At 44.0% G+C, this 23,103-nt stretch carries 28 protein-coding genes and 1 tRNA gene; 14 read left to right on the forward strand and 15 right to left on the reverse strand.

Going from position 1 to position 23,103, the window contains the following annotated elements:
* Positions 1-328 precede the first annotated feature (328 nt).
* Complete coding sequence (locus HQN90_RS05975; protein WP_173216890.1) at positions 329-1,528, forward strand: MFS transporter; 1,200 nt, start codon at positions 329-331, stop codon at positions 1,526-1,528.
* A 132-nt stretch (positions 1,529-1,660) separates the two neighbouring features.
* On the opposite strand, the gene HQN90_RS05980 is transcribed toward HQN90_RS05975, so the two are convergent.
* The gene (locus HQN90_RS05980; protein WP_173216891.1) at positions 1,661-2,686 is read right to left on the reverse strand and encodes a TIGR03943 family putative permease subunit; all 1,026 of its coding nucleotides are present in this window, start codon (positions 2,684-2,686) and stop codon (positions 1,661-1,663) included.
* A gap of 42 nt (positions 2,687-2,728) precedes the next feature.
* On the reverse strand, positions 2,729-3,745 hold the full coding sequence (locus HQN90_RS05985) for a permease (protein WP_173216892.1): 1,017 nt from the start codon (positions 3,743-3,745) through the stop codon (positions 2,729-2,731).
* Positions 3,746-3,907: 162 nt separating this feature from the next.
* Between HQN90_RS05985 and HQN90_RS05990 the strand changes: the two genes are divergently transcribed.
* Both HQN90_RS05990 and HQN90_RS05995 read left to right on the forward strand, forming a co-directional pair.
* A complete protein-coding gene (locus tag HQN90_RS05990; protein ID WP_173216893.1) occupies positions 3,908-4,360 on the forward strand; it encodes a Fur family transcriptional regulator in 453 nt (150 codons plus the stop codon).
* Positions 4,361-4,567: 207 nt separating this feature from the next.
* Positions 4,568-5,575 carry an HD-GYP domain-containing protein gene (locus HQN90_RS05995; protein ID WP_173216894.1) on the forward strand — a complete coding sequence of 336 codons (1,008 nt, stop codon included), beginning with the start codon at positions 4,568-4,570 and terminating at the stop codon, positions 5,573-5,575.
* A 60-nt stretch (positions 5,576-5,635) separates the two neighbouring features.
* Here the strand turns inward: HQN90_RS05995 and HQN90_RS06000 are convergent, their stop codons facing one another.
* A complete protein-coding gene (locus tag HQN90_RS06000; protein WP_246362088.1) occupies positions 5,636-6,652 on the reverse strand; it encodes a CobW family GTP-binding protein in 1,017 nt (338 codons plus the stop codon).
* A gap of 436 nt (positions 6,653-7,088) precedes the next feature.
* On the opposite strand from HQN90_RS06000, the gene abc-f reads away from it, so the two are divergent.
* Complete coding sequence (gene abc-f / locus HQN90_RS06005) at positions 7,089-8,930, forward strand: ribosomal protection-like ABC-F family protein (protein WP_173216895.1); 1,842 nt, start codon at positions 7,089-7,091, stop codon at positions 8,928-8,930.
* Between the two features lie 43 nt (positions 8,931-8,973).
* Here the strand turns inward: abc-f and HQN90_RS06010 are convergent, their stop codons facing one another.
* Positions 8,974-10,020 (reverse strand): polysaccharide deacetylase family protein, encoded by a 1,047-nt coding sequence (locus tag HQN90_RS06010; RefSeq protein WP_246362089.1) that lies wholly within the window; start codon positions 10,018-10,020, stop codon positions 8,974-8,976.
* 171 nt (positions 10,021-10,191) lie between these two features.
* Between HQN90_RS06010 and HQN90_RS06015 the strand changes: the two genes are divergently transcribed.
* Complete coding sequence (locus HQN90_RS06015; protein WP_173216896.1) at positions 10,192-11,229, forward strand: WD40/YVTN/BNR-like repeat-containing protein; 1,038 nt, start codon at positions 10,192-10,194, stop codon at positions 11,227-11,229.
* A gap of 4 nt (positions 11,230-11,233) precedes the next feature.
* On the opposite strand, the gene HQN90_RS06020 is transcribed toward HQN90_RS06015, so the two are convergent.
* The gene (locus HQN90_RS06020; RefSeq protein ID WP_173216897.1) at positions 11,234-11,731 is read right to left on the reverse strand and encodes a GNAT family N-acetyltransferase; all 498 of its coding nucleotides are present in this window, start codon (positions 11,729-11,731) and stop codon (positions 11,234-11,236) included.
* Between the two features lie 167 nt (positions 11,732-11,898).
* Here HQN90_RS06020 and HQN90_RS06025 point away from each other — a divergent pair, with 167 nt between their 5' ends.
* Positions 11,899-12,183: a hypothetical protein gene (locus tag HQN90_RS06025; protein WP_173216898.1), complete on the forward strand. Its 285-nt coding sequence runs from the start codon at positions 11,899-11,901 to the stop codon at positions 12,181-12,183.
* Between the two features lie 84 nt (positions 12,184-12,267).
* Here the strand turns inward: HQN90_RS06025 and HQN90_RS06030 are convergent, their stop codons facing one another.
* Together HQN90_RS06030 and HQN90_RS06035 are read right to left on the reverse strand one after the other, a co-directional pair.
* Complete coding sequence (locus HQN90_RS06030) at positions 12,268-12,438, reverse strand: hypothetical protein (RefSeq protein WP_173216899.1); 171 nt, start codon at positions 12,436-12,438, stop codon at positions 12,268-12,270.
* Between the two features lie 41 nt (positions 12,439-12,479).
* The gene (locus tag HQN90_RS06035) at positions 12,480-12,956 is read right to left on the reverse strand and encodes a DUF5680 domain-containing protein (RefSeq protein WP_173216900.1); all 477 of its coding nucleotides are present in this window, start codon (positions 12,954-12,956) and stop codon (positions 12,480-12,482) included.
* Between the two features lie 173 nt (positions 12,957-13,129).
* Here HQN90_RS06035 and HQN90_RS06040 point away from each other — a divergent pair.
* Positions 13,130-13,201, forward strand: a tRNA-Lys gene (locus HQN90_RS06040).
* Positions 13,202-13,258: 57 nt separating this feature from the next.
* On the opposite strand, the gene HQN90_RS06045 is transcribed toward HQN90_RS06040, so the two are convergent.
* Together HQN90_RS06045 and HQN90_RS06050 are read right to left on the reverse strand one after the other, a co-directional pair.
* The gene (locus HQN90_RS06045) at positions 13,259-13,846 is read right to left on the reverse strand and encodes a CBO0543 family protein (protein ID WP_173216901.1); all 588 of its coding nucleotides are present in this window, start codon (positions 13,844-13,846) and stop codon (positions 13,259-13,261) included.
* A gap of 201 nt (positions 13,847-14,047) precedes the next feature.
* Positions 14,048-14,269 carry a hypothetical protein gene (locus HQN90_RS06050; protein WP_173216902.1) on the reverse strand — a complete coding sequence of 74 codons (222 nt, stop codon included), beginning with the start codon at positions 14,267-14,269 and terminating at the stop codon, positions 14,048-14,050.
* Positions 14,270-14,610: 341 nt separating this feature from the next.
* Here HQN90_RS06050 and HQN90_RS06055 point away from each other — a divergent pair, with 341 nt between their 5' ends.
* Both HQN90_RS06055 and HQN90_RS39265 read left to right on the forward strand, forming a co-directional pair.
* Positions 14,611-15,744 (forward strand): hypothetical protein, encoded by a 1,134-nt coding sequence (locus HQN90_RS06055; RefSeq protein WP_173216903.1) that lies wholly within the window; start codon positions 14,611-14,613, stop codon positions 15,742-15,744.
* 348 nt (positions 15,745-16,092) lie between these two features.
* Positions 16,093-16,221: a hypothetical protein gene (locus HQN90_RS39265; protein WP_275942526.1), complete on the forward strand. Its 129-nt coding sequence runs from the start codon at positions 16,093-16,095 to the stop codon at positions 16,219-16,221.
* A 134-nt stretch (positions 16,222-16,355) separates the two neighbouring features.
* Here HQN90_RS39265 and HQN90_RS06060 read toward each other — a convergent pair whose 3' ends face one another.
* A complete protein-coding gene (locus HQN90_RS06060) occupies positions 16,356-16,772 on the reverse strand; it encodes a hypothetical protein (RefSeq protein ID WP_173216904.1) in 417 nt (138 codons plus the stop codon).
* Between the two features lie 67 nt (positions 16,773-16,839).
* Positions 16,840-17,364, reverse strand: coding sequence for an RDD family protein (locus HQN90_RS06065; RefSeq protein ID WP_173216905.1), 525 nt, complete (start codon positions 17,362-17,364; stop codon positions 16,840-16,842).
* A gap of 191 nt (positions 17,365-17,555) precedes the next feature.
* Here HQN90_RS06065 and HQN90_RS06070 point away from each other — a divergent pair, with 191 nt between their 5' ends.
* The 3 genes from HQN90_RS06070 to HQN90_RS06080 all read left to right on the forward strand — a co-directional run bounded on the left by HQN90_RS06070 (position 17,556) and on the right by HQN90_RS06080 (position 19,396).
* The gene (locus HQN90_RS06070) at positions 17,556-18,191 is read left to right on the forward strand and encodes a stalk domain-containing protein (RefSeq protein WP_173216906.1); all 636 of its coding nucleotides are present in this window, start codon (positions 17,556-17,558) and stop codon (positions 18,189-18,191) included.
* Between the two features lie 239 nt (positions 18,192-18,430).
* Positions 18,431-18,964, forward strand: coding sequence for a TlpA family protein disulfide reductase (locus tag HQN90_RS06075; protein ID WP_173216907.1), 534 nt, complete (start codon positions 18,431-18,433; stop codon positions 18,962-18,964).
* 126 nt (positions 18,965-19,090) lie between these two features.
* On the forward strand, positions 19,091-19,396 hold the full coding sequence (locus HQN90_RS06080) for a hypothetical protein (protein ID WP_173216908.1): 306 nt from the start codon (positions 19,091-19,093) through the stop codon (positions 19,394-19,396).
* Positions 19,397-19,490: 94 nt separating this feature from the next.
* Here the strand turns inward: HQN90_RS06080 and HQN90_RS06085 are convergent, their stop codons facing one another.
* From HQN90_RS06085 to HQN90_RS06095, 3 genes are all read right to left on the reverse strand, one after another.
* Complete coding sequence (locus tag HQN90_RS06085) at positions 19,491-19,676, reverse strand: hypothetical protein (RefSeq protein WP_173216909.1); 186 nt, start codon at positions 19,674-19,676, stop codon at positions 19,491-19,493.
* 272 nt (positions 19,677-19,948) lie between these two features.
* Positions 19,949-20,998, reverse strand: a complete 1,050-nt coding sequence (locus HQN90_RS06090) for a hypothetical protein (protein WP_173216910.1) — start codon at positions 20,996-20,998, stop codon at positions 19,949-19,951.
* Positions 20,991-21,494 carry an RNA polymerase sigma factor gene (locus HQN90_RS06095; RefSeq protein WP_173216911.1) on the reverse strand — a complete coding sequence of 168 codons (504 nt, stop codon included), beginning with the start codon at positions 21,492-21,494 and terminating at the stop codon, positions 20,991-20,993. Before HQN90_RS06095 ends, HQN90_RS06090 begins: the two co-directional genes overlap by 8 nt.
* A gap of 139 nt (positions 21,495-21,633) precedes the next feature.
* Between HQN90_RS06095 and HQN90_RS06100 the strand changes: the two genes are divergently transcribed.
* Entirely contained in the window at positions 21,634-21,933 is a 300-nt protein-coding gene (locus HQN90_RS06100; RefSeq protein ID WP_173216912.1) for a hypothetical protein, read from the forward strand.
* Here HQN90_RS06100 and HQN90_RS06105 read toward each other — a convergent pair.
* Positions 21,882-22,592, reverse strand: coding sequence for a stalk domain-containing protein (locus HQN90_RS06105; RefSeq protein ID WP_216855211.1), 711 nt, complete (start codon positions 22,590-22,592; stop codon positions 21,882-21,884). The two genes, HQN90_RS06100 and HQN90_RS06105, sit on opposite strands and share 52 nt — an antisense overlap.
* A 333-nt stretch (positions 22,593-22,925) precedes the next feature.
* On the opposite strand from HQN90_RS06105, the gene HQN90_RS06110 reads away from it, so the two are divergent.
* Complete coding sequence (locus HQN90_RS06110; RefSeq protein ID WP_173216913.1) at positions 22,926-23,075, forward strand: hypothetical protein; 150 nt, start codon at positions 22,926-22,928, stop codon at positions 23,073-23,075.
* Positions 23,076-23,103 lie beyond the last annotated feature (28 nt).

Genomic DNA, 23,103 nt, shown 5'->3' on the forward strand with positions numbered 1-23,103 from the left:
CTGATGAAGAGGGAAGTTTAGTGAGTTAAGGCTGTTTTTGCATTGAAAAAATCTATTAGACACCGGCATGGAGCAGGTGGTAAATTTAGGCATATATTTATTAAGTCGATAGAAATAGTATGATTTGTTGTGTGGGGGCGAAATGTGGAGCGATAGAAACAACTGTAAGTAGAAGATGTAAGTAGAAGATGTAAGTAGAAGATGTAAGTAGAAGATGTAAGTAGAAGATGTAAGTAGAAGATGTAAGCAGAAACTGTAAATAGCAAATAGAAGTAGAAAATAGAAAATAGAAAATAGAAAATAGAAAATAGAAAGAAGGCGCGGCCGCATGGAGCTCTACTGGAAACGCAATCTTTACATGCTGTGGCTGGGGCTATTTTTTAATCATATGGCGTACACGCTTTCTGTACCGTTTTTCCCTATTTTTCTGCAGCATGATTTGGGAATACAGAGTGGGCTAGAGGTGTGGTCGGGCGTGTCGATTTCTATCAGTTTTCTCATTAGCGGCTTGTGCGCGCCTTTCTGGGGTTCGCTTGCCGACACATATGGCCGAAAGCCGATGCTTATTCGTTCTGGCGTTGGGTTAGCGCTGGCGCATTTTGCCAACTTTTTTGTGTATGATCTTTTCTCTTTTATTGTTGTTCGGATTTTTCAAGGGATTATGGCAGGCTTTAGCCCTGCTTCGATCGCGCTGGTTGGTACCAATACGCCAGAGAAGCATGTCGGTTATGCGCTGGGCGTTATTTCGACATCAACGGCGGCCGGAGGCATTCTGGGTCCCTTGGCAGGCGGTGTGCTGAGTCATTGGATGGGGCTGAGGGAATGTTTCGTGGCATCCGGTATCATTACGCTAATTTCAGCTTTTATCGTCCTTGTAGGGGTGAAAGAGGTTCACGAGCGAAAGACGGGCGTCCGTTCCAGTGTTATTCAGGATCTGAAACAAGCGGCAGGCCATCCGCAGCTGATGCGGCTGTTCGGATTAACTTTAATCGTCTCGACGTCGGTGATGATTTTGGAGCCGCTGCTGACGATTTATGTGGTGCAGATCGGAGGAAGCCTGAATAGTGCTTCCCTCAGCTCGGGCATTGTTTTCTCTGCGGTAGGGGTAGCTACGGTTATTATGGGTCCGCGCTGGGGGATCATCGGTGGGCGAATCGGATATGAGAAGATACTATTTATCGGGCTGCTAGGCGGGGCGGTTGGTAATTTGCTTCAGCTTTTTATACATAACCTTGTCGGTTTCGGTATTCTGCGATTTAGCTATGGGCTCTTTTTTGCAGCGGTATATCCGGCCTTGAACGCTCTTATTGTCAAACAGGTAGAGCCTGGATTTCGCGGACGGGCAGTTAGTCTGAACCAATCGTCAAGCCAGTTCGGCATCGTGGCAGGTCCTTTGCTGGGTGGTATTCTGGGGGGATGGATTGGCATTCAGTACGTATTCCTGATTACAGGTATTGTCCTACTGGGAACAGCCGTGGCACTGAAAGGACGAAGCTCTAAAGCGGTGGAGCGAAAGTTGGCGGGGTGAGGGAATCTATTTACTGTTATGCCATTGCGTGGCGGAGGAAAAGTCTGCTTTATCAAAAACAAACAACCGTTCAGGGGTATTCATTCCTTGACGGTTGTTTGTTTTGCTTTGCTTTGCTTTATACTAGAGTCCTCAGTTCAACTCCTTGAGCGGCTCGAAATTAGGGTAAACGTAAGGCGACGCCGGTTTTTCGGTTTTCTCGATCTGCGAGGCTTTAATAATAAAGATGTCGTTTCCGTTGTAGCTGCCGTTTTGGATGGTGCCTGTAACTTTAACCCACATATCCTTCTCGTAAGTCTGGGCGGTGGGGAAGTCAATCAAGACGCCATATGGTGTAGCATCGGCTGAGCAGCAGCTGACAGCAAAGCGGCCAACGACGAATTGGTTGTTGGTCATGTTGTCTTCGCGATAGACGAAACCTGTCAGTTCGATTTTTTTGCCGATAAAATTGTTTTTGAAGAGGTCGATGGACGATAGAATCTCCATATAGATGTCCGGTTTCACAACGATAGTGTCCTTTTTGTATAAAATCATCCCGATCTTGGAGAAGTCTTCATCCCATTCGTTATCGGCCTTGAACATTTGCTGCAGCTGTGCATCGGTCGTCGCTTGGATGGGCGATGCGGCGGCAGTCGCGTTGCTTGAAGCGTTGTTGGAACTCGGCGGAGGAACTGAAGGTAAAGGCTCCGAAGTTGCAGCGGCTTTCTCGTTAGATGTGTCAGAGCTTGTTGGAGCGCTGCTATCGGCAAGCAGGGTTGTTTTGGATTTAGCTATGCTGGATTTGGCGGCGGAAAGATTCATGCCTTTGGCAGCGGCCATAGTACTGCTTAGCGCGGTATCCGGCAGCAAAAAGCCGATGAGCAGCGGCAAAACGAGCAAGCCGTAAGCAACCGTGTTGCGTAAAGCCGAGCGGGAAACGGGCTGCTCACACTCGCAGGCTACCGGGTTGCCCCAATAAGCCCGCAGAGCCATATAGCCTTGATAGCAGGCGATCACATAAAGAAGGACGGAAGCGATTTTGACATATATCATCATGCGCGGGGCTATGTAATATTGCAGGGAATCCGTTTTGGTCAGAACAACAATATAGCTGGAAAATCCCAATAGAATAAGCGTGCGAAAAAAATAATGAAAGCTCATAACGCGGGCAGCGCTCATAATCATTCCTCCTTGTTTGTAGAGCTTGAACTTTTTCAAGTTTTAGGTAAACCGCTCCAAAAGCAATGAACAGGCAAGCACGGAAACAGCGATTAAAACCGAGAGAAGCAGGACGAACTTGGATTTGAAGACGGAAAGCAGCATAAGCGTGCTTTTGAAATCAAGCATTGGACCGAATACCAGAAACGTAAGAAGCGAACCGGAAGTAAACGATGTTTGGAAAGAGGAAGCCACGAAAGCGTCGGATGTCGAGCAAAGGGAAAGAATGTAAGCAAAGCCCATCATGAACAAATGGGAGCTCAGGGGACCTTGACCGATGGCGAGCAAGCTGTCGCGCTGCATGAAAATTTGAATCAATGCGGTAAGCAGGGAGCCGAACACCAGATATTTTCCCATTTCAAAAAATTCATCCGAAGCATGGACAAAAAAAGTGTTTAATTTGCCGGAAAAGCCGCCGCCGCTTGGATGCTGGTGTCCGTCAACGGCTTTCGGAGCGGAGAAATGGGCGCGGCTGATGCGCAGTGGACTGCTTTTGATAAAACGAAATAGCACGAGTCCAATGATGACAGCAACGGCAAAAGCAAGACCCATGCGGGAATACGCGATGGATGGATGATTGCGGAAGGCCATGAAGGTAGCGGCGAATACAATCGGGTTAATAATCGGCCCGGTCACGATAAAAACGACGGCAATATAAACCGGCATCCCTTTGAGAATCAGCCTCCGAACGACAGGAATCATACCGCATTCACACATGGGGAATAAAATGCCCAGCACACAAGCGAATAAGATGCCGAGAATAGGGTTCTGCGGAATGAAACGGCGAATGGTTTGCTCGGATACAAACGTTTGCAGCAAAGAAGAGAGGATGACGCCTAATAAAATGAAAGGAATAGCCTCAAGCAAAATGCTGATGAAGATAGTTTTAAAAGCTTGCGTGTGTTCCAAAGTGAACATCGAGAGCGTTGGCATATCTTTGTTCAAAAAAATAAGCATAAGTAACAGAAAGCAGATGGCTGCAATCACATGCATGCTGGCTCGAAACAAGGTAGTGGGCATTGGCGCAAAACTCCTTAATGATAATTATTACTATTTTAACCTATGTGACTCCAAAGGGGAATAGGACAACTTTTAGAGTCGCAGCTGCTCCGCTACTTGACGTAATAGGTCGATTTGCGGCACTATGTTAATAGAACATTTTATGACAGAGGGGTAATGCAAATGGGTACTCATAAGCATACGATTGACGAGATGCTAAGAGCCATGGCACAAAAAGGCTGGCGCATTACGGAACAGCGCAGGAGTTTGGCAACGTTATTTGCGGAATCGGGAAGCTATTTATCGCCGAAAGACGTTTATGAATACATGAAAGTCAAATACCCGGGTGTAAGTTTCGATACGGTGTACCGCAATCTTCGACTGCTCAGCGAAATGGGCGTTTTGGAGCAGTTTCATTTGACGGACGGCTTGAAATTCAAGGCCAGTTGTCTCTCCCACCATCATCATCATATGATATGTGTGAGCTGCGAGAAGACGGTCACCTTCGAGTTCTGTCCGATGAAGCTAGTGCAGGATTTGCCGGAAAACTTTGAAATTCAAAGCCATCGGTTTGAGATTTTCGGTTATTGTTCGGATTGTAAATCGAGTGCGTCGCCAGAGCGCGTGGAGCATTAAGGTTAGCACGAATCAATCATAAATACAGCTGAGAGCTGCTGCGCAATGGCGGGGGCTCTCTTTTTTGTGCCTGTCCAACAGGGAAAAGGAAATATATAGGAAAATATTTTGTCAAATTTTGATGTAATTTGTTATTGTAAATCGTAAAGTATCGTTTACAATGAAATAAGAAATGTAAATACGAGTCACATCATAGGAGATTTGCTGATGAAGAGCTTCATAGGGAAAAAGGTTAAACAAGATATAGTTAACTCTGTCGGCCTTGTCCTCATTCCCGCCAAAGCGACGATCGGAACGGAAGAGCTGGAACTCATTCAGATGCATCGCGTGGATATGTCTTCGATTGTGTGGGAGATGCCGGCGAAGTCCGTCACAGAGTCCAGCGAAGTTCTTATGCAGCAAACGGTCAAACAAGCGAAACAGTTATTTCAAGGGATTCAAGCAGGTCGCAAAATACCCGTGCATCAATTTCGCGAAGAAATTATTCCAGCTGTCCAACAATTGACCGAAAATCCGAACATCTTCGAGCTATTCGAAGCGGTGCGGGCCAAGGATGATTATACACATCAGCATAATATTGGCGTGGGCGCGCTGTCGACATTAATAGGCAAATGGATGAATCTCAGTAGTGCCGAGCTGGCAACGCTAAGCCTAGCAGCTACGCTGCATGATGTCGGCAAAGTGAAGATCCCGCTCGAAATCCTGAATAAGCCAGGCAAGCTGACCAAAGAGGAATATACCGTAATTAAGCAGCACACGGTGTTTGGTTACGAAATGCTGAGAGACACCGTTGGCGTAGGGCATCGTGTAGCGTCTGTTGCGATTCAGCATCATGAGCGGGAAGACGGCAGAGGGTATCCCTTCGGGCTCAAAAGAGATCAGATTGATGTGTATAGTAAAATTGTCGCGATAGCGGATATTTTTCATGCGATGTCCTCCAAACGTCCTTATCATGAGCCTATGCCCTTCTATGAAATCATCAAGCAAATGCGGGAAGGCACCTTCGGAGAATTCGAGCCGGAAATTATTTCTGTATTTCTCAGCAACATTACCGGTCATTTAATTGGCAACGATGTCTTGTTATCAGACGGCCGCCGCGGAGAGGTTATTTATATTAATCCTCATGATATTGGCAGTCCGCTGGTGAAGGTAGGCAATGCGTTTGTGGACTTGAGCAAGCAAAGAAATATTCAAATTCAATCGATTCTGGCTTAAAATAGATGAGCAGTCTGCCCGAGGTAAACTCAGCGGACTGCTTTTTTTGCGCAGCATGATTTAATCACGGGACGCCGTCAGTCGTTGGTGCCAGTCCGCCTCGAGAGCTTCGATATCAAGATCCAAACCGATGAGAACCAGATAGGGCGCGCTCTCAAAAGAGGCGGGCTGCCAATTGACGCGTTTGCCGGCATATTGCATAAGAACGGATTCTCGCTGTGGACCGAGATGCAAATAGCCTTTGGCGCGCAGCAGAGTGGCTCCCCATTTAGCTAAATAACGATCCACGATGCGCTGTGTCAAGAGGACATGCTCATCGATAGGCAGCGTGAGCGTACGTATTCGTGAGAAAGACGCCGGATGACTGGATGGTTCATGGGGCGGCTGAGCCGGTTTACGGGCTTGGAATTGCATTCTTTTATTAAAGACAGGTGCTGGGGAAGCCACGGGTTCTTGTGAAACAAGCGGGCCAAAAACAAGCTCTAAATCAAACCGACTATGCGTCGTTGGCAGCAGCAGAGAACGCTCATTGGATTTGCGGATTGCTTTTTGTATCGATGTTAATTGTTTGTCAGAGACCAGGTCGGTTTTGTTCAAAAGCAGCAGATCGGCAACCTCAATTTGTCTGCGCAGAGTATGGACGAGTTCGCGGTCGGAGGCGAAAATGCTGTTATAGTCAAGCACATTCTCAGCATCAAGGACGGTAATGACCTTGTGCAGCTTCACCCGCGGAAGCAGCAGGGGCTCGGTCAAGGCATCGACAATTTCTTCTGGATTGGCTACACCGGTTAATTCAATAAGAATGATGTCCGGCTTGCGCGCAAGCAGTTGTTTCACTGAATCGCTGATTTCGCTTTTCTTGCTGCAGCAAATGCAGCCATCGAGCAGTTTGGCTAGGTTCACATTAGGTGAGGCTTGCTGGAGAAGATGACCATCCACATCTTGTTTGCCCAGCTCGTTCATAAGAACGGCGGGTGTAAGGTTAAAGGCGGATGCATCTTGAAGCATGCGGAGGAGCAGTGTTGTTTTGCCGCTGCCTAGAAATCCACTCAGTACAATAACAGGAACTTTGCTCAAAAGGAGATCTCCTTTATGATCGAATTTAAAAGTAATTATTACGAATTAAATTGTAGTACAAAACCGTGGAGGCTGCAAGGCTCATTTTGAATGAAACGTTGTCAGGCAACTAAACCGCGCGGGTAAACATGGTTATAATTGTTTTTCCCCTTGCATGCGAGGTGTAGTATGTTATAGTACGAATATCTTGAAGAATTCGGAGGTACCTTTAGACCAATGAAGTATGTAGCCTAACTTATTTCTGCTAAAACGAAATATTCGTTGTAAGGCAGACTCTACGTTTGTGCAGGTAGAGCGAGTAGGATACGTATGTCTAAAGGGGCTGACTCCTTCGAGGGCTTTTCTTTGCATACCCGATTCATCACTTGTTCTTCCCTGACCGTAGAGCTCCTGCTTACGGTTATTTGCATTCGAACGAAAAGGGAGGAACAGGTCTATGACTTTATTGATAAAAGCAGTGCAGCTGCGGAAGGAATTTGCAGGAAAACCTATTTTTGAACAGGTGGAGATCGATGTTCATGAGGGGGAGCGAATTGCCATTTATGGCCGCAATGGCCTCGGTAAAACCACGTTGCTCCGTCTGTTGGAGCGAACCTTGGAGCCCGATGAGGGGCGAATTGAACGAAGGCTGCCGCTGGCGGAGTGGGGCTGGATGGGGCAGCTGACGGAGGAAGATCAGGCGGTGCCTATACATGCCTATGTCGAGGCTGGCTGCCCAGAGCACTGGGCTGCGAAGATCAGCTTGCAAGGGTTGGAGCTTCAGATGCAGGATGAAGCTTGCAGCGAGCGTCTGCTCGCGGAGTATCAGGTTGCGGCAGATCGCTACCTGGCACTGGACGGTTACCACTGGGAGACCCAGGTGGAACGCATGCTGCTTCAGCTCGGGCTTGGCCGCGAGCTGTGGGAGCTGCCGCTCGGCCAGCTGAGCGGCGGGCAGAAGACGCGCGCCCAACTGGCGCGTCTGATGGTGCGGGGGCCGCGGCTGCTGCTGCTCGACGAGCCGACGAACCACCTCGACGAGGCGTCGCTGGAAGGGCTCGAAGCGTGGCTTCGCGCCTATTCCGGCACCGTCGTCTTCGTCTCCCACGATCGCCATTTCATGGATCGTGTGGCGACCTGCTTGGTCGAGCTGACGCCGACCGGCAGCCGGAAATACCGCGGCGGGTATACCGCCTATACCCGCCAGAAAGAGCTGGAGCTGCGGACGCAGGAGCAGCTCTACCACAAGCAGCAGCTTCTGCGTGAGCAGCTGGAGGAGAGCATTCGCACGTATCGGCAGTGGTTCCACCAGGGCGAGAAGAACGCCCGGAAGGCTGAAGTGCCGATACAGCGTGTGTACTTTCAAGCGCGAGCCGGCACTCACGTCTCGCGGATGAATGCGAAGATGAAAGAGCTGCAGCGCCTAGAGGCGGGCCGGGTGGAGAAGCCGCGCGAGGCGACGCAGCTGAACGTCAAGCTTGGAGCAGGCGAATTCGCAGCCCGCTCGCTGGTGAGCTTGGAGCGGGCTGCATTCGGGTACGGCGACCGCGAGCTGTTCACTGACCTGAGCCTGCGTGTTGACCGCGGCGACCGTCTGGCTGTGCTCGGGCCCAACGGCACAGGCAAAACGACGCTGCTGAAGCTGCTCGTCGGAGAGCTGGAGCCCGCTACCGGCACAGCGCGGCAGCACCCCCAAGCGTCGATCGGCTACTTTTCGCAGGAGCTAGAGCATCTCGACGACGGCATGACTTTGCTGGACAGTTTGCTGACACTGCCTGCCATGACCCAGACCCAAGCGCGCACGATTCTGGGCTGCTTCCTCTTCTCCGGCGATGCGGTGCGCAAGCGCATCAGCGATTTAAGCATGGGCGAGCGCTGCAGGATCGCCTTCCTCAAGCTTTACTTCAGCGGCGCGAATTTGCTGGTGCTGGATGAGCCGACGAATTATTTGGATATTGATTCGCGGGAGCGCATGGAGGAGGCGCTGCTGCGCTATCCCGGCGCCATGGTCATCGTCTCGCACGATCGCTTCTTCATCCGCAAGCTGGCGACTAGGCTGTTGTGGCTCAGCGCGGAGCGCAGCCCTATCGCCTTCGCTGGCACGTATGAGGAATATGCGGAAGCGAGACAACAAAGCGAAAGCTCGCCGGAGCAGCTGGCGAGGGCCAACGAGCGGCGCCAGCTGGAGCTGACGTTGGCGCAGCTCATGAGCGAGGGGACTTGGAGCCCCGAGACTGCTCCAGAGCAGCTGCGAATTATTCGAGATCTCAAGACGAGGCTTACTGAGCTGCAGGGCTAAAAAGAAAAAGCCGGGCGCGCCCCTTCGTGGCGGCGCTTCCGGCTTATTTGCTTTTGGCAACATGCAGCAGCTCAGGGACGGTTACAAAGGTGTAGCCAGCTGCTTTGAGCTTACTAATCAGCGGTCCGAGGGCTTGGACTGTGCCGGACAAGTCTTGGCTGTCAGCGCCACCGGAATGCTGCAGAATGATAGAGCCTGGCTTCGTTTGCTGCATAATATTGTTCAGCACCTGATCTGAAGATAGTGATTTCCAGTCAAGGGAATCGACATTCCAGTTCACAATCAAATAATGGTGGTCAGCGACCCATCTGACCTGCTCCTCATTAATCGCCCCGTAAGGCGGGCGGATGAGCTTAGGCGCATAGCCAATCAAGCCTTGCAGCACACTTTCCGTATTAATAATCTGGCTTTGGAATTTATCGACCGTCAGCTTCGGCAGATTGGCATGGCTGTAGGAGTGATTGCCGATAACATGGCCTTCGTTCACGATCCGTCTAATCACATCGGGGTACGAGCTGGCCTTAGAGCCAAGTACGAAAAAAGTAGCTTTCACCTGATTAGCTTTAAGGACATCCAGTACCTTTGGGGTGAAGCGGGTGTCTGGTCCGTCATCGAAGGTGAGCGCAATTTTCTTTTCCTGTGCAGATCCACGCAGCTTGAAGGTGTCTGGATACTTTACGGCCAGTTGCGAGAGGGTTAGCTTTTTCTGAGATAGCTTAACCCGTCCTTGGTTTTTCTGAACAGGGACCGAGGGCTTCTTGGAAGCTTCGGGCTGTACGGTTTTCTTCGTGTTAGTTTTGGGCGCTGGGCTGGGCGCCACAACGGTTGGCGTTGTTTCAGGTTGAGCGGTCGCCGTTGGTGTTGCAGAAGGCATGGATGTTGAAGCAGGCGTTAGCGTGCTCGTAATTGGCCTTGTTGCAGGCTCCTTATCGAGCTTGCTGCTGTCAATAGGAGATTTTTCTGTGAATTCCTCTTCATGTACATGGGCATTTTGTGCAGAGCGCTGATCGTAATATGGTTTTTTGTTGGTTACACCGCAGCCTGCTGTTAATAGGCAAACAATGACGATGGACCAAACCAGCTTTGTCATGGCAATCCCCTCCGAGCATTTTGAATATGCTCTAGCTTTTGTTAACGAGGGAGATCCTATCCAGTGAAAATATAGCAATCCAGCTGGACATGAACTATTTAGCGGCATAGACCGTCATTACATATATCTAAGACTGGTGAAGAGCCACAAAAAAAGGAGAGGAGTGCGGTTATGTTAGCCTTGATGAGCAACAAGAAATTAGTCTTTGTTACGATTTTTCTACTGTGTGCAGGTTGTATTCATGAAGGAACTTCTCCGCCGTCTCCTAGCCCGAGGCCTTCCTTGCAAACCAAGTCAGATATCGGTTCTACCTTGATTTCCGGGCAGCAGGTCCGTGTAAATACACAAGTGAATCCCGTAAGGCTTATTCCCACGAAAGCACTTTCATTTGTCGATGAGCTGCATGGGTATGGTCTTGCCGCCAGCAATGATGAACTGACGTTTCTCCAAACAAGTGATGGGGGAGTGTCCTGGCAGGCCAAGAGTAAGGTGACTAATCAAATCGGACCTACTTTGCTTTCCTTTCTGGATACGCAAATTGGCTGGATGTTCACAGGGGAGACTGGCACACGCAAGTCGGAGCTTCGATTAACCTCAGATGAAGGTCAGACATGGGAAGTGATTGCCCAGGATTTGCCGGGACTTGAAGGATCGCGAGGGACACCTTATTTTCGTTTTTTTGATCGGCAAAAAGGATTGCTGGCAGTGAGGACGGATAAAGATTTGCAGCTGATTCGCACGCAGGATGGTGGCTTGACCTGGGGGTTATCCAACCGAATTCCGTTCCCTTCCAAAGAAGATGGCGTGTTTACGTTCTTATCCTCCACGGAGGGATGGTTTGTTGGACCTAGTAAGAAAGATAAAGAAACCATGTTGCTATACCATATGACGGATGGGGAAACGTGGGAGGAAGCAGGCAAATGGCCAAGCCCTGGTGCGCCGCAAGCGATTTCTTTTTCAGATGCGCAAAACGGTTTCCTTTTAATCAAAAAGAACAACAGCGGGGTGCAGGGGCAATCCTGGCAGTGGCTCCAAACCAGAGATGGCGGGAAGACGTGGAGTCAGAATGAATTTCCTGGCACCTTCCAGCCACTGGAAAGCAAGCTGCAAGTGAGCTTTCCGACTTCAACCAGCGGCTGGCTGTGGGACGCCAGAGATTTGTGGGGCACGGCAGACGGGGGTCTGAATTGGCATTTATTAACCCATTAGCCGATTAACCTATGATTTTTTGATACGTAACGATGTCGAGGAATGTGCCCCATTTGAAACCAACCTCACGGAAATGTGCGCATTGTTTGTAGCCGTTTTTCGTAAAGGTATGAATGCTAGGGTTGTTATCTGAGCAAATGGTAGAAATCAGCGAGTGGAAGCCGCGCTCTTTGGCTATCGCTTCAATATGCTGTATAGCGGCTGAGCCGATCCCTTTTCCCACGCAATCCGGATGCAAATAAATCGTCACTTCGCCCGTCGTGTCGTAGGCTTGCTTCTTTTTATGCGGCATTACTTGTACATATCCTTGTACAATGCCATCCAGCAGGATGACATCTGTTTGATAACGCGGGTTCGGGTGGATCACACTTTCTGTGAACTCGGAAATCGTGACAGGTTCGGTATGAAAAGAAACCGTCGTGTGTACAACGAAATGGTTGTAAATTGCCATTAAAGCAGGGATATCGGACTGTTCTAAGGGTTTAAATAATAGGCTGGACATGAGACATGCTCCTTCATGACTGGAATTCGTAGTAATTTTCATTCACGATAATATTCTACGAAGAAAGCCAAACTCCTTTTTCAAATAGACAACGAACCTTATTCCATGTAAGATAAAGTCACACGTTTCATAGAAAGAAAAGTTGACATCGGAATTGGGGGAGTCACATGTCGGGCAATTTAAGCTACATTCTCGTTATCGCTATAGGCGTCATCGTACTCGCAGGTCTTACCTACATGAATCTCCGTAAAATTAGCAAATCCACCGCGGATCTAACGCAGCTCAAAAAAAGAACGCTGCTCTGGAGCGAAATATCGCTGGCGCTGTTCGTTCTCCAACTCTTTTTCCGGGATCGTCAAGGAGGATTTCTGCTGTTCTTTGGGATTCTCACCTTATTTACGGGCGCACACTATCTAGGTGTGTTGTATTATTCCAAAAAAAAAGGCAATTAAAAGGGAAGAGGCTCACAACAGTAGGAAAACTACGCTGGGAGCCTCTTTCTATGTACCTGGATTCTGCGTGCGAAGCCAGACCTGTTATTCGTTCCAGCTGGTTGGCTGAGTTCTGATTGGAGTTTTCAATTTTTGATACCATTTCTTCTTTTTCTTTTGTTCCATCAACGTTCTTAACTGCAGCATCACAAGCTTAGCTCTGTCTTCATCGGCATATTTGTTACGCATACGCTCAAAAATAGTTGGATCTTGCATCGTATATCTGCTACCTTCTTTTCTGACTGTAAAATGGAATTTTATAAAATAATGCCGCCGCTGTATCTCAATTCATAAACTTTCGTATTCTGCGTATGAATCGTTTCGTGCCCCGAAAAGCTTTCAAAGGTACCGCTCACTTCATTGCGATACAAATAGGAATGCTCTTCGTGAGCCTGCGGGCCGCGGTAAGGATGCTCACTATCTACCATTCGCAGCGCATTTCTCAAAAAAGAAAAGAGGCGCACGGTTGTTTCCCGCGAAGCATCGGGCATCGTAATCCCGCCGGAATAGACCATGGACCAGATGGGGCGGTCTCGATATTCCACCGTTTCTATACCTGTAAAGAAAGAAAAGCCAAAATAGATGTCTCTATAGAAATAGTCGCCGGAGCGAATTTCTAATTGCTTGGAGCCATTGAGAAAAGAGCGAACAGTGGCCTCATCGCCTTGCGAAGCATAAGCTTGCTTTTTGGCTTTTACAAGGAAATGAGTTAAAGATTCAAATTCAATTGACATGCAGTACCCCTTAAATGATAGATTGCGAACGTATGATCCGATATTCATTTTAACGGATGCAAAGCGTATTGGCAATTGAAAAGTCAGATGGATTTATAAGATTTTTCATTATGAAAAGAACATGTTGACCATGGCATGTCCCTTATGGTATTATGAACGAACTGAACTTGTGCAGGTTCGTAGCTCAATGGCAGAGCAACCGGCTCTTAACCGGTAGGTTGTGGGTTCGACCCCCACCGAGCCTATTCATGAAATAATCCCCACTTGCTTATTAGCAAGTGGGGATTATTTTTTTACTGCAATTATCGAGCTTTTTCTTTGTTTCCGAATGTACGCTGCGACTTTGGCCGGTAATCCTCGGTATTCTTATCGCTGCCGATCAGATCCGTTAAGGATTTGACTAACAGTGTTACAATGAACAAAAGAACAAAGGATCCAGTGTAGCTCCAGTTATCTAATTTATAAATACCAAGGGCAACGAAAATAGGTTCTGCGATATACGCATTCAACAGGCAAACAAGCAAGCTTGCCACTAAGAAGATTCGCCATGGCGTAAACATTTGATAGGTGAGAGCGAAGATGCTCGGCACAGCCAGAAAATCAACAGCATTGTAGTTCTCAGTAAAACCAATGAATTCATGCTCATAACTCCATAGCCCGAAAAATTGGCCTGTTTGATCAAAAGTTCCTAAGATGATAAAGCTCAGCAAGAAGGCTACCGTCATTCTAAGAGCTCTTCCTCGGTCCACAAGAAAAAGGAATGCCAAGAAAAATAGCAGATTGACCACGACAATAAACCACCATTGAAAAGTGAATAGATCATGATGAATCCACCAATCCATCTCTAATTGATGGAGCTTCTTCGATAACTCTTCTATTTCAGTAAGCATCACAGGAACACTCCTTATATTTACTTCGTTGTTGGAAGTATCGACCATACTTTTTTCGTCAGTAGTATTCCATAGATGTGCGAAGTTATTCAAGAACCATTTAATTAATCAAAGTGGACAACGTCTGAGAAGAAATAAGAAACAGCATAAATAGAAAAAAGAAGAGGCTGTTATCCTCTTCTTGCTAATAAAATGTTTAAATTAAAGGATTTCACTTGAAACAATAGCTGTTACAATGTCGCAGGATAAATCCGTTTTTAGATCGTGAATATACTGCAGCGCTGTTTGCTCATCAATCCCCCTAATAGCGGTGAAATAAAAGAGCATATGTTCATATAATGTAGCGTACTTCTCAAGCTCCTTTGGATTGTCTTTCACATATTGTCGATGTTGAGAAACGAGTTTCTCTGTCATGTTGTTCAAGGTAGCTCCTCCAAGTAGGTTATAAAACCAATTTAACATATTTAGAAGGAGGAATGTGGATTTTTTGTGTCTTTTAACAAAGAAAATATAAAGTTGCCTAGGAGGAGAAAAAAAGAAGCCGTTTTACCGGCTTTTTCTCTTGCTTCGATGAAAAACTAGCCATGCAATTCCGATACTGCCGAGAACTAGTGGAATACCAAGAGCAAGTATGTAACCCAGATGAAAAAGACTCAACCTAATTTCCCTCCCGTATTTCTCGTTAGTATATGTTTTAATTAAGACCGTTTAATTATGTATTCGGGTGAAAAAAGCTATCTGTAAAGAGGGAATTAAAAAATTACGTGAAAAAAGGGAATAATTTGGGAAATTGTGCTAATATAGTGAAAGGAGGGGATTTTTTAATGTCCAAATGGGAAAAGATAGTAGCCATTAGTGCAGCTGCAATGGTGTTTTGTACGACAGCTTATGCAGAGTCTGTTTCGAACTGGGATTTACCAAGCAAAATAGCTGTGGAATCCGTAAAAATCGAAAATAAAATACTTCTGACGACGAGTAAGCTTCAATGGAGTGCTGATCAATTAAAGCTGTTTCAAGATCATGATGTTAATCGTCAATTTTTTCCTGCACTGCTTTACAAAGTAAATCAATCCGATGAATTAAGATCAAAGCTTATGTTCACCAATGCTCCTGGTGCTAAATTCACTAGAAAATTAGCTACCGATACAGATGGCGAAGAAATCAAATTATCAATTCTGAACATTAATGAATTAAGCAAAGATAAGACCTATGAATTCTATACGGCTTGGCTCCACACCGTGGAAGGGGATTCTCAAGTATCTTTTCGCTCTTTGCAAAGATATGCTCAACCCAATGGAACGCTTAATGATATGGTCAAAACGGATCATGAGATTGCAACGATTAAGCTCAAAGATGCAGAGGAAATAGATAAGAAATATAGGGATTATTATCTTCCCCATTCGTTCGATGATCCCTTCCAGCAATATACGTGGCAAGATGAAGCCGATACGGCAAAAGAGAAGAGCTACGCCTTAATCAATTCCAAGGATAAACTTGAATCCTATAAGCTTGGGGCCGCTCGAAGCTTAAAATTTGCAGCCGGCGGGAATAAAGTCAAATTTGCTATCACATTCAAAAATAACGCAATGATAAGACCTGATGAACTGGTTAAAATGTATAACTTGACCCTTTCGCAAATTTATGCAGCTGGGATTAAAGAGAATGAGGAAGAATATACGGTCAGTTGGTATGATACCGGCCTGGAAGTGATGACTTTGATGAGGCCGAAGCAATCCGAATTTGTTAAATTCTATTTTACAGAATTAGAGGGCACGGCCTACGTAGAGGATTTACAGAAAATGAGCCAGCAGCCCTACGTGGATGTTATTGAGATCGAAAGCAATGGGAAGCAGGTTCCAACAGGCGTACATTGGTTGAATAAGCTTTACGGCAATTAAGCCGTAAACGTAGAGAGCTGACTGCTTAGCAGTCAGCTTTAATTTGGGGGTTTGGGGGAGCGAGCTTACCCCTTAGTGACTAAGTAGCGGGTAGATTGCAGGGAAGGAGCTGTCCCATGATGCAGTCTCGCTCAAATTCCAGCTGCTTTTTATAAACCTGCAATTGTGCATCTTTTTTGCTCTTGGAGTAGCCTCAATCATGAAATTCCTGCGTTTGTGCAGGCTTTTGAGGCTTTTTCTGGATGAGGGGCTGGACAAGATGAAAATACCTGCACAATTGCAGGAATTTCCACTTTTTAACCGAAATCACCCGAAAATTCCTGCACTTATGCAGGTTTTCATCGTCAGGTGAGCCGAACTGCTGGATTCCCAAGACAAATTGAGGATATGGGGCTCTATTGGATGACGATCGTGGATATGCCAGTTGTTGCTGCATCCGTTACGACAGCACCCGTATCTTCGACTCAACTGGATTGACAGTACAAATTGAATTGAGCATGAAGGATTGATCCTTTAATTGTTCAGCTCTGTCATACAAAATAGGCTTACAACTTTAAACCGTTGTAGGCCTATTTTTTATTTACTCTAAAAGGGAATGGCGGCCTTCTTAATTAATGCCACATTTTATCCGGTGCATTTTCATACAATTCTGCTGCTTCCTGAATCTGTTCTGCCAGTTCTTTATCAGTGATAAATTCTAAACCAATAAGTGAACTAGGCAGCCTGTAAGCAATAATCGTTAATCCAGTAAGCTCTCCGTTATGAAATATATTAAAATGCATTTCTTGTTCATCGCGTTTTCTGAGTTCCTTAACCTTTGAAGCGACAGCGATAATCTCTGTAGCCTCGAAACCATTTTCAATCAATGCACCTATGTTATTTAGGAATAATTCCACTTCAGCGATCCCTAAGCGAATAGTTGCAGTCCAATTTTCATTAAAAGTATTGAGATCCCCAGGGAGTGTCTTGATATTCTGTTTAAACGATGAAAGCTTAAAATATATATTGCTAAAGAGTCTGATAAACAAGATTGCTCTCCTTTATTCGTTTTGGGTTGATATGAAGGTATCTTCACGAGTTAAATCAATTCGGATCTCAGCGTTCTCTTTCATCAAGACATTCAACGAAAGTGATAATTCCAATGAAATTACCGATGGATGAAAAATACCCTTCATGAGTGCTAATAAAGTGGTTGATATCAGTAGAGCTTACTTTTAAATCAATTCCTTCTTTAAGTTTGAGCACCATAATAATGGCATAAAGAAAGGTGAGCAGGTTTCTAATTGAGGCAGTTCCAGTATGAAGAAATCTCCCGTTTTTGTCCACAATCCTAGCTTTACTAAGTAGTTTTCCGGGCGTTCCACCAAACTTGACGGTCATGAACACGTAATAAGCACAAAACAATAGCCAATAAATAATGAAAGGGAAGACGGAATCGATTTTAATGGATGTGCTTAGTGAGAATCTGTACAACAGAACGGCAGGAATGCTAATGATTAAAAGGTCCAAGAGATTCATCTGGACTCGCTTCCAAAAAGCTATGTATTGAATGTCGTTCTGTACTTGATTTTTGTATGCCATCAATTCTTCTTCATTTGTTTTCGGTGCAAAATTCGACAAAGCTTCTCCCCCTAAAATAATATTTTTCATTGTATCATTAGAACTAAAATGTAACAATATGGAAATTCTTTGTGGGAGGAAGAGTACCTCTTCCTATCTCAAGATGTAAAGCCAAATATTAAACTTGCAGGAAAATGCCAAATATTGTCGAATTAGATACTAAACAACCCAAAATTAAGGAGAAACTAGAAATGAATAAAAAACTAGTAGCTTTATGTATGGCAGTGGTTCTGATCTTTGGAGTAGGAATTGGCGCGTATGCCGCAACGGATATTCGATTATTTGTTCATGGAAAGCAAGTTAACGCTGATATCCAAATTATTAATGGTTCGAGTTATGTGCCATTACGCACCGTTTCAGAAGCGTTAGGAGCAGATGTTAGATGGGATGAATCTAAACGTACAATTAATATCAAAAATACGAAAACGTATGAAGTTGAAACAACGATATGGTCTGGGAGTTTATTGATGAAAATCTCCAAAATCACCTTAGATACGGCATATGAAAATAGCAAAACAAAAAATCCTATTAATGCCATAATATTTGATGTGAGTATTGAAAATACAACATACTCCACATTGGAGTGGTCTCCAACAAAGGGAAGTATTCGTTTGAATTATGATAACTTTATCGAAATAAGCAATCCCGTCAATTACTCGGACGACTTAAATGGCAGCTTTTCTCTACAGACAGTGAAAAAAGGAAAAATCATAGTTCCAGTGAATATGAACTTGGACGATATCAAGACCATCGATTTTGTATTAGAAGGTTCTACGGATGGAAGTAAATATAACCCTGTTCAGGCAATGCCTATTAAATTGAAATAGTTAAAAAGTTATGTATATGGTTAATTCCTAATGAGTGTAATTTGATATCGTTGCAATAATACATATACGTTTGTGAGTTATGAATGCCTGTGCGAATAATTTGCATGGGCTTTTGTTTTTATCACTTGGTTTGTTTCGGTATTTTTCAACTGGATATTCAATTATTTGTAAGAATATGTTACGATGCTTAGGTATTACAATTTTCAACTATTCATATAGTGGCTTTTCAGGGGGAACATTTGAGTAAAAAAGTAGTGTCATTAGTTATTTTAGTTGGTTTTATTATTATTGTATCTTACACATTGATTAATCATTTTTCAGTTAAACCTGTTGATTATATAATGTCGGACAGGTACGACGGAAACATGATTGATTTTAGTCTAAAGGATATAGACGGTCGATCACACGCTATAACTGGAAACAGTGGCAAACCTAAATTAATTAATTTTTGGACTTCATGGTGTAAATACTGTAAAAAAGAAGCGGAAGAGTTAAATAAGCTATATTCAAAATATGGTAGCGAAATTGATTTTGTATCAGTAAATGTAACAACTAGTGATAATGTAGAAGATGCACAAAAATTCATTAGAGAATATCATGTAGGGTTTCCTGTTTTGTATGATGACAAGGGTACGGTTTCGTCCCAATATCGAGTTATGGGGATACCTACGAATTATTTTGTTCGAAAAGATGGCACGATCTTAGCAGTGACAGAGGATGTTAATTTTAAGAATGCGGATGAGTTAATTAAGAAGTTAATCGGAGCTGAGTAGCAAATTATTGCAAATAATTAGATTAAAAAGAGCTGCCGAAATGCAGCTTTTTTTCGTACACAGGGTACCTTATAATGGAAGATGTTCTAGCATGTTAAAATGAAAAAAAGTTTCGGGGGGAGATACATGGCATTAGATGGTCATATGTTTGATAGCAATAATGTTATGATAGACTTTTTTCCTATTAATGATGATTTGCATAAGGCTATATTTTATCAAAAAGAAAATATATATAGAAGTTTTCTTTATTTAAGCAGACTTTGTGATTATTATGAAGATGAATCATTTGATGGGGATGAGTTAAGAAAATTAGCGGATGACCTTTTAAATTATAAAGCAAATGTAGCTGTGGTTTATCATAGATTAATCAATGAGTTGTATGATAAGCTGTCTAACACTTCAATAGTTAAAGTTATTTTCTATGCTGATTAATTGTGAATAATGGGGATATTTGTAATGAATAATTGGAAGGACTGATTTGATGAATTTGATGGTTATTATTGTCATTCTATTTGTTGTTTTTTGTCTAATTGGTTTGTTCAACAAAGAAAGGAAGAGGGAAAGCAATTCTACCCATGATCACAATCATGGCTCTGATTTCTTTGTTAATAATTCTTCGGATCATGATATGAATCGCCATCACCACAATCATCATAATAACCATAGTCATATTCATCATGACCACCAACATAACAATCACCATCACCATCACAATGATTCCTCTAGCGGAGGCGGAAGTGACAGTGGAGGTGGGAGTGACAGCGGAGGCAGCAGCAGTAGCAGCGATTAATTGTGAGAGCCAAATTGGCTCTCTTTTTTATTTGATTACGGAGGTGGGTAATGCTGCTGCTCCTTAGATAATAAGTATTGGCCGATTGCGTGTAAAGCAATGACGCATCGTTCTCAGTGTTCTTTTGACGGCTTCTTGATCGATTTTATCGCCCTGCTCACACCAACGATTATAAGATCAACTAGTACTTATTGCTAATTAGTAGTGGAAATTCCGTTTTTAATCGGAATTTCTTTATCAAAAAATACAATAGATGCGATTTCCTTATCATTTATAACATGTTCAAAAGTTTTGATCGTATGCATTTGGTCATTTAGATAATCTAGCACATGCAATCCAGTAAAAATACTAGTTGTTTCTGAGGTACCATCTTTATAGTTTATCGTGATAGGGTAGTTATCCGAATATTCATTTTGACCAATTTCCTTTAATCTACCGGCGGCTTCGTTAATCTCATTCAATGATCCACTTTCAATCTTTAAAGAAATCGAAATTGGCGAGACGGAGATCGTTTTTAATAATGCCCCATAACCAAACATGGTAATGTTTTGATCTATCTGATAAAGGTAAGAGTACTCCTTGAAATCCAGCTTAAAAGCTGTTTCCCAAGAACCAGGAATGACCGTTTTAAAAATTCCCGGAAGTGGATCTGCTGCTTGTAAATCTTTGAATTTGAAATGAACTGTTTGGCCCGCTATTGAATTTTTGGTCATAATATTCATGACCAAGCTAATTTTATTGTCAACAGGATTTCCATCGTCGAGCACCTTGAATCCTATACTCTGATAGTCCTGATCAGTCGTAATCATGTTATCCTCAAAACGGTATCGCGCTGCATTTAAAACAGTGCCTTCTGGCGCAGTAAAGTTCATTAAGATATAGGTCAGATTGCTATCACCGATAACTTGCTTAATGGTAAGCGATCCATTCTCGTTTGCCACTTGTTTGTCAACCATATAAGCGCCATTTGACAAATATTCTGCCTGCTCATTATTTACTGGATTAAGAAATTTTAAGAATGTTTTATCTAATCCCGTATATGCCGCAGCAAAAGCTGTTGTCGTTAAGCAAACCATCAGCACGGCTGCCAATACTACAGATCTTGCGCGTTTCATAGGTGTAAATCCTCTGCGCCTTGTATTTTCGTTCTGGCCTTGCGCAAGAATGTTCTGAAACATTTTCTCGTTTTGTTCGGTTGTGGGTGTAAGGGCTTCGAACAGCCGATTAATATTTTTGTTACTCAAGATAACTCCCTCCCAAATCAATTTTAAGGCGTTTGCGGCCTCTGGATAGTTGTGTTTGGATCGTGCTTTCTTTGTGTCCTAACATCTCTGATAATTCTTTTACCGAGTACTCCTCGAAATAGTAAAGATATAAAACTGTTTTGTATTTTTCCGGAAGTGAAAGCAGTCTTGCAAGCACCTTTCCCGATGGCTCATGACCATTCCAAGAAGAAACTTCCGGTAAAGCATTTAGAGCCACACGACGGGTTGTCCACCAATTTTTAAGAACGTCTTTACAGTAATTTCTGGTGGTTACCATCAACCACGCTTTTTCATGTTCGTGGTCATTGAAGACCGTGTGAGATTTGATCAGTTTTACAAATACAGATTGAACAGCATCTTCTGCATCAACGGGATTTTTCAAATAGATATAGCACAGCCTGTAAACTTGATCGACATGCCGTTGATAGAGTTCAGCCAATTCTTTATCCGTACGCAATAAAGAATTGTTTTCCATTTATTCGCCTCCTAAATACAACACGATTGATGACTCGAAAATATCCCATTACCCTGATATATTTTTTGGCATTTATAAAGATAGGATATGAACAGTATTCCAATTCTTTGTTCACGGATAGAGAAGGAGAAGAGAAAACGTGACAACTGACTTACTAAACAGACAAATTAGAGAGAGCGCAGCGCGGGGATGGGCAGAAGACAAGGACTATGCTGACAAACTTATCAATCGGCTGGATGGAAAAAAATTACAGGGATATGTGTTGGAGGAGGTTCCTGAAGTGGACAAAGGTGTAGCAAATACAATTTACGCGTTAACATTTTGTAAGTACCTCCCAAAAATCCCCCACTGGCCTAATTGGCTGGCGGGGGATTTTTGGGTTTCGTTTTATTTCGTTTTAAACCAAACTCCACCAGTTCCGTCATTTTCCCTTGCGTAAGTTATCAAAGGAGAAGTATCTTTTTTATCTACTTGTAGGGCAAACCATCCACTATTGTCAGCGCCTACGTATAAACTTGTGTTGATTGCAGGCTCAGGGGTTACAACCGAGATAGCATCGTAATCCTTACCTTGGGTCGATACTAAGGTGAAATGAGCTGAAGAGATATCAACTTTTGTATCCTTTTTCTGGTTTCCGGTGATTTTAACTGTGGCATTAACCAACATGTATTCTTTGCCTTCAGCTGGCGGTGAGTTGAATTTATTGGTATTTTTAATCAATGCCCAGGCATCATTGCCACGAATAACATCTTTAATACTCACTTCACCTTCATAATTTTCTAGGATGGACTCCTTTTTAAAGGTTAGTTTTGTGTTGAAAGGAGCTGGATTGCTTCTCGAGTATCCAACTGAAGAAGTGTCCGCCTCTTTCCCAATGTGTATTTCGCGTTTAGCTTCATCCCATCGAACTTCCTGACCCAGAGCCTCGGCAACAACTTTCAAAGGAACATAGCTTGATCCATCAATGATTTCAACGCTTGCTTCTGTTTTCTTGCCATTCACGAAAAGTTTTATATCCGAAGCTGCATAGGCACCGACCGCAACAGATGCCGCTATTATTCCACTAAGTCCAAGAGCAATTAATAATTTCTTCTTCAAGTAAATTCCTCCTCAATTTGTATCCTCACATATTCTGTAATATCCACGCCAAATCCTACCAGATAGTTTGATTAATTTTACTTTTATCCCACGTTCGGTAATATGTTCGTTCCCATAAAATATGTGTTGCATAAAATTATATGATGATCAAAAGAGAGAATCTACAAGCTTTTCAGATGCAATGATGGCAGTCGGAATGGATTTTCCTTCAACTACCAATAGCGAGGAGGTACTCTAAAGTGTAATATTATTATGGGGGCAGAGCCCAAATGGGAATCGGGTGCTATGCGGCTGCCAGTTTTTGAGGAATTTATTATTTTGGGGGATGACTTCATGGAATATCACGTAAAACATAAGGAAACTGGCGAAGAGAAGACGCTTAGCCATCTTGAAGTCAATGATATGGAGTTTGGCGATGGCAGTCAAATCATCGTATTTGATAAGGCTTTGGAAGCATATATATTATTTGATGATAGTGAGTAATTGGCACAAAGTGGATGCTTACATTATT

This window comes from Paenibacillus alba (assembly GCF_013204855.1).
GTDB classification, from domain to species: domain Bacteria; phylum Bacillota; class Bacilli; order Paenibacillales; family NBRC-103111; genus Paenibacillus_E; species Paenibacillus_E alba.